Source organism: Candidatus Marivariicella framensis (genome assembly GCF_982709265.1).
The window spans coordinates 1-5,878 of record NZ_CEXPNT010000040.1 but is presented as its reverse complement, the minus strand read 5'-3'; the positions used below and the strand labels follow the sequence as shown (position 1 = coordinate 5,878).

6 protein-coding genes and 1 tRNA gene are annotated in these 5,878 nt (G+C 29.1%); 3 read left to right on the top strand and 4 right to left on the bottom strand.

All coding sequences use genetic code 11. The features are described from left to right. Window positions 1-106: 106 nt before the first annotated feature. Both AC34EU_RS08620 and AC34EU_RS08615 read left to right on the top strand, forming a co-directional pair. Entirely contained in the window at window positions 107-373 is a 267-nt protein-coding gene (locus AC34EU_RS08620) for a hypothetical protein (RefSeq protein WP_487534620.1), read from the top strand. Between the two features lie 146 nt (window positions 374-519). Beyond that, window positions 520-593, top strand: a tRNA-Arg gene (locus AC34EU_RS08615). Between the two features lie 85 nt (window positions 594-678). Here the strand turns inward: AC34EU_RS08615 and AC34EU_RS08610 are convergent. Further along, on the bottom strand, window positions 679-1,056 hold the full coding sequence (locus AC34EU_RS08610; RefSeq protein ID WP_487534619.1) for a hypothetical protein: 378 nt from the start codon (window positions 1,054-1,056) through the stop codon (window positions 679-681). An 85-nt stretch (window positions 1,057-1,141) separates the two neighbouring features. Next, entirely contained in the window at window positions 1,142-1,846 is a 705-nt protein-coding gene (locus tag AC34EU_RS08605; protein ID WP_487534618.1) for a DUF6090 family protein, read from the bottom strand. 43 nt (window positions 1,847-1,889) lie between these two features. Between AC34EU_RS08605 and AC34EU_RS08600 the strand changes: the two genes are divergently transcribed. Further along, window positions 1,890-4,328: a penicillin acylase family protein gene (locus AC34EU_RS08600; protein WP_489696212.1), complete on the top strand. Its 2,439-nt coding sequence runs from the start codon at window positions 1,890-1,892 to the stop codon at window positions 4,326-4,328. A gap of 56 nt (window positions 4,329-4,384) precedes the next feature. Here AC34EU_RS08600 and AC34EU_RS08595 read toward each other — a convergent pair whose 3' ends face one another. Next, window positions 4,385-5,215: an OmpA family protein gene (locus AC34EU_RS08595; RefSeq protein WP_487534616.1), complete on the bottom strand. Its 831-nt coding sequence runs from the start codon at window positions 5,213-5,215 to the stop codon at window positions 4,385-4,387. Between the two features lie 452 nt (window positions 5,216-5,667). Continuing rightward, the coding region (locus tag AC34EU_RS08590; RefSeq protein ID WP_489696211.1) for a methylenetetrahydrofolate reductase at window positions 5,668-5,878 on the bottom strand (211 nt) is incomplete at its 5' end.

Sequence of the window (5,878 nt, the reverse complement as noted above, 5' to 3'; positions counted from 1 at the left end):
TTTTTCATAGATTTCATATATGATTTTTTAAAGGAGAACCAATTAACAAAAATAGTTATTTGCAATTAATTATCATTGCATATGGTATTTAAGAAATTAAAAAGAAGTGAAACATAAATTACATTACATAATAGATAATGTAATAGATAGTATAGATATAAGTAAACTAGATGATAACCAAAAAATTAAACTATTACAGGTAGGTATTAAGTATCTAGTAACCAGGTTAAAACATACAAGTAATGATGATGGTTGGGTTGAACAACCTATATTTCCTAAAGTAGTAGATATTATAACACGTGATGGAGATGGTGAATTGCAAAACGATATACGTCCTATAAATAGTAATACAAATAAGGTTATTGATAAATAAGGTTTAGTGCCTTTGATTACACTATGAAATATTTATATTTGTCGCCTAGTAAATGATAAAAAGTTTACAAATGTGGTAACAATCGTGGTAACAAAATTATTACTTTACTTCATAAACCTTTGTTAAGTACTATAAGCGTTAATAACGGCCTCGTAGCATAACTGAATAGTGCACTTGATTACGAATCAAGAGGTTGTAGGTTTGAATCCTACCGAGGTCACAAAAAAATAGCAACAATATATTGTTGCTATTTTTTATTTACTCTGATATATTAAAATTATCTATTGAAGAAACCAATTAACAAATTATTCTTCAATTACAAAAGTCAAAAGTGTTTCAGTAATATCAGCTCCAAGCATCTTTTTTTTAGATGTGCTTTCATCTTTAAAGGTGAAACCACGTCTTTTCATAAATGATTTCCAAAATGCATTTTTCTTAGCAAACTCTGTAGTCTTATCTGTAATTTCTCTCTCACCATCTTGAATTTTCGCACCTTTTTTTATCATAATTTCATCATAACCATCACCCACTATTTTAACCCCTTGAAGTGGATTTGTTGATTTAGTTATTTCAATCATTTCATAATCAGTTACATCAATTGAGTATCCACTTTTATCAGTAATTGTTTGGGCTGTTGCACTCATGCCTAGCATGATAACTGCAAGTGTAAATAGTTTTTTCATAATATTTTGATTTCAATATAAGACTTTAATAATAGATTTATGTTCAAAACATAAACAATTATGGAAAGAAATAACTAATAAACCTCTAATTATTTAACTCACTTTTGGAAAGAAGTAGAGTTTCTTTATAGGAGTTATAAACATCATTTAATAATCTTTTATACATGTTTGAATACAATTTAGCTTGTGAAAGGATTCCGTAAAACTCGTCAGATAAATAAAAATTTTCATCAAACTTAAAACTAGTTAATGATGGACTTCCATAAAAATCTCCCTCAAGCAAGTTGTAATTAAATCGTATCCTAAACTTAGAATACGGTAAATTTCTAAAACTCAAATTAAATTCATCTATTTCTTTAGACTGAGCAATATTTCTTTCCTTTTGATGATTATACATTTCAAGAAGATTCATTTTTAAATCCCTGCTTGATATCAACTCAAAAGTCCCAGTTGAAATCATTTGATTAAATATTCCGTCTTGTGGAAAAAAAGAGAAACCAACTTCAATACCGATAAGCTTATTTATAACTTCTTTATCACTTATTAATTCATGATTAGAATCGATGTCATTTTGGATGTCATTGATATACTCCTCAGATTTATATAACTGATTCATCAATTCTTCAATTTGAATAATATCTTTTTTTAATGTACCGATCAGATCGTCAACGTATTGCTGCTTCTTATCAATATTTGCATTTTTTTCATTGAGATTTCCAACATAAAAAGAAAGAAAAACACTAAAAAATATAACTAAACCTTCTAAAAAATATTTTTTGTAGGACTTCATATTAAAAAATATGTATTAGTTTATGTTATTAAAATAACTTGAGATGAATACTTACATTAAAAAATCAATAACAGCAATAGCTCTCTTAATTCTAGTTTCTTGTAATAATTCATTTGACAACAATATAAAAAAAGATAATATAAAAATTACGGAAATCGACGAAGTAGTTGAAGTTTTGAGAGATAAATGGGGTGTAAATCACATATATGCAAAAAATCAAAATGATTTGTTTTTTTCTCAAGGATATTTAGCAGCTAAAGACAGGTTATTTCAATTTGAAATTTGGAGAAGACAAGCAACAGGAACTGTAGCTGAAATCTTAGGAGAAAGTGAACTTAAAAGAGATATTGGAACTCGATTATTTAAATACAGAGGAGACCTTGAAGTTGAATTAAATCATTACCATCCTCAGGGATCTGAAATTATAAAAGCATATGTAAATGGTGTAAATACATACATTGAAGAAGTGAAAAAAAATCCTGAATCACTTCCACTTCCATTTAAAATTCTTGGAATAACACCAGAATCTTGGACTCCAGAAGTTGTTATTTCAAGACATCAAGGACTTCTAGGGAATATAGGCTCGGAATTACAGATAGGAAGAGCTGTTGCAGCAATTGGAGCAAAAGAAGTTAAAAAATTATTATGGCTTCATCCTCAAGACCCCCTTTTAAAGCTAGATGCAAAAATTGATAAAGATCTTTTATTTGAAGATATACTAGAGCCTTACTTTTCCTTTAGAAAGCCATTGTTATTTGGAGCTAATACTATTAAAAAAGAATTTACTTCTTCTCAAGTAGTAAATAACTTTTTAGAGATAAAAGAAGATTCTCTTGCTATAGGAAGTAATAACTGGGTTGTTAGTGGAACTAAAACATCAAACAGAAATACCTATATGGCCAATGATCCTCATAGAAAGATTGCTGTTCCGTCACTGAGATATATGGCTCATCTTGTTTCACCTAAATGGAATGTAATTGGAGGTGGTGAACCCGAAATACCAGGAATTTCGATTGGTCACAATAATTATGGAGCATGGGGACTAACTGTTTTTAGAACTGATGGTGAAGATTTATATCAATATAATTTAAATCCAGACAATCATTTAGAATATATGTTCAATGGAGAGTGGAAAAAAATGACAACTATTATTGAAGTTGTAAATATCAAAGGACAAAATCCTAAAGAGGTGAAACTTAACTATACTCATCATGGCCCTGTGACTTATATAAATAAAGAAAAAAATATAGCTTTTGGAGTTAAGTGTGCTTGGTTAGAGCCAGGGGGCTCTCCTTACCTTGCTTCTCTTAGAATGGATCAATCTAAAACATGGGAAGAATTCAGAGAAGCTTGTAATTTCAGCAATATTCCTGGTGAAAATATGATATGGGCAGATACAAAAGGAAATATTGGTTGGCAAGCAGTTGGAATTGCACCAATACGCAATGGATTTAGTGGTTTAGTTCCAATTCCTGGTGATGGATCATACGAATGGGATGGATACTTACCAATTATTGAAAAACCAAATGAATTCAATCCTAAAAAAGGATTTATTGCAACTGCAAATCAAAATGTAACTTCCGAAAACTATAAAAACTGGAACGCAATTGGCTATTCCTGGTCAGACCCATATCGAGGAGATCGAGTTAATGAGGTTTTAAATAATGACAATGATTTAAATATGGAAAAAATGAAAAAACTACAAGTTGATGTAATGTCGTTACCTGCTAAAATTTTAGTTCCATTTTTAAAATTAATACCGTTTAGCGAAAATGAAAATGAAATTATAAACAGATTATTTAATTGGAATTTTAGATTAACATCTAATTCAGTTGCAGCTACAATATATGTTTCATGGGAAAATGAAATAAAAAAGCAAGCTTTTAATAATTTTGTTCCTGAGAAAGGAAAGAAATACATAACATCAATTCAATTAAAAAAAATAATTGACTGGATTCAAAACCCAACTAAAGATTTTTTTGGTGCAAATCCAATTACCGGTAGAAATGAATTTTTAAAAAAATCATTTCTTAAAAGTATTGATAATCTTAAAACTAGATTAGGTGAAAATATTGAAAGCTGGAATTATGGTCAAGAAAAGTTTAAACATATTCAAATAAATCATGCATTGGGTAAGATTGTTAATCAAGAAACTGCTAGTAAGTTAAATCTAGGACCTTTACCTAGAGGTGGAAATGCCTATACACCAGGATCTACTGGAGGAAACCTTAACCAATCAAGCGGAGCTAGTTTTAGAATGATAGTTAATACTGGAGATTGGGATGATGCTGTGGCAACAAATACGCCTGGTCAATCTGGTAACCCAGAAAGTCCATTTTACAGTAATCTTTTTTCAGATTGGGCTAAAGACAAGTATTTTCCAATCTACTACTCTAAAGAAAAAATTAAATCTGTAACATATAAGCAAACTTTCTTAACCCCTAGCAGAGTAAAATTGTTGATACATAAAATACTTAATTAAAAAATAAAAAAGAATGTATTTATCTACGCTTTTGTTTTTTATTAATTATATAAAAACTACTGAATACTAATTTCAACTCTCCGATTATTAGATCTTCCTTGAGATGAGGAATTACTTTGAATTGGTTTATCTCCCCCATGACTTTTTGTGTTTAGTCTAGAAGAATCAATACCTAATTCTATTAAAACTTTTTTCACCATAAAAGCTCTTTTCTCTGAAAGAATAATATTGTATTCAAAATTACCATCACGAGATGCATGCCCTTCAATATTAATTTTGACAGATGGATTAGTTAGAAGAAAATTCTTAATTTTAATTAATTTACTTTTTTCAGCTTCAGATACCATAAAATCATTTAATGAAAAAAATATTTTAGAAGATAACTTGTTCATTAACGAAAAGTGTGCTTTTTTATCTGCCTGAGCTTTGGTATCCATGTCATCATCAGTATCAGATGGACAGCCTTCATTCTCATGCGAACCGGCTTCTTTAGGACACTTATCTTCTTTGTCAACCAAACCATCACCATCTGTGTCCAGGGTTTGTTCAATAATTATAGCTTTTATAGCTTTATCAGTGCATTTTAAATATACTACTGAAGGAACTTTATCCCCCTCTTTTAATTTTATTGATTTTTCTCCGCAACCTTCTTTTTTATACGATATCATTGCAGGAAGATTCATTGAAGTAGTAACCTTATACTTTCCATTTTTTTTAGTCATAGTGCCTGTCCAAAAACCAGCACCTTTTTGGTTTACTGGTCTCAACTGAATCCTTACATCTTCAAGAGGTGTAAGCGTCTTTTCATCTTGAACAACTCCACCTACTGAAACTTGAGAAAAGGCATTCAACGAAAAAAGAGATATTATTAAATATTTGATTTTCAATTGTTTGAATTTTATTAACAATGTAAAAAAAAAATAAAGAATTTGCAATTTATTAGTTTACTTCTTGATCAATTAATTTTATAATAATCATTTAATTCTTCCTCATATTTTTGTAAAACATCAATTTAGAAACCTATATAACTCATATTAGCTTCATGAAATCCAATTACTTTTTTTATTTGTAATAATTATTACCAATTAGATATGATGAAATATTTTTTTTCAAAATACATTAAAGATTTATTTAATTGGTCTGCAGAAGATCAAGACAATTATGTTATCAACTAGTTTTTGATTAGAATTCCAAATAAAATAATCAACAAAGCAGTCAATACCTAGTTTTCTTTCATCTAGATGTTCGGCTAACATTTTCTTTTCAAAGTCTAATATGTCGAAACTCTCGTCCTTAGATGTTATAAAAAAATTCTTTTTTAATTTAAAATTTTATTTAACTAAAAAACTGATTGCGCAATCTTTTTAATATTAAGCGATTTCCCCATTGAATAATAGTGTAAAAAAGGAACGCCATGTTCTTTAATCTCCTTGCTTTGTTCAATACACCACTCTATCCCAACCTCTTTAACTTGCGAATTGTCTTTGCATTTTACAACCTCTTTGATTAGAGTTTCAGGAAGGTCACAATGAAATCTATGCGGAAGAATA

Bases quoted from the DNA above. Each gene is read 5' to 3' on its own strand.
- AC34EU_RS08610 (WP_487534619.1), bottom strand. From the start codon at position 1,056: ATGAAAAAACTATTTACACTTGCAGTTATCATGCTAGGCATGAGTGCA.
- AC34EU_RS08605 (WP_487534618.1), bottom strand. From the start codon at position 1,846: ATGAAGTCCTACAAAAAATATTTTTTAGAAGGTTTAGTTATATTTTTT.
- AC34EU_RS08600 (WP_489696212.1), top strand. From the start codon at position 1,890: ATGAATACTTACATTAAAAAATCAATAACAGCAATAGCTCTCTTAATT.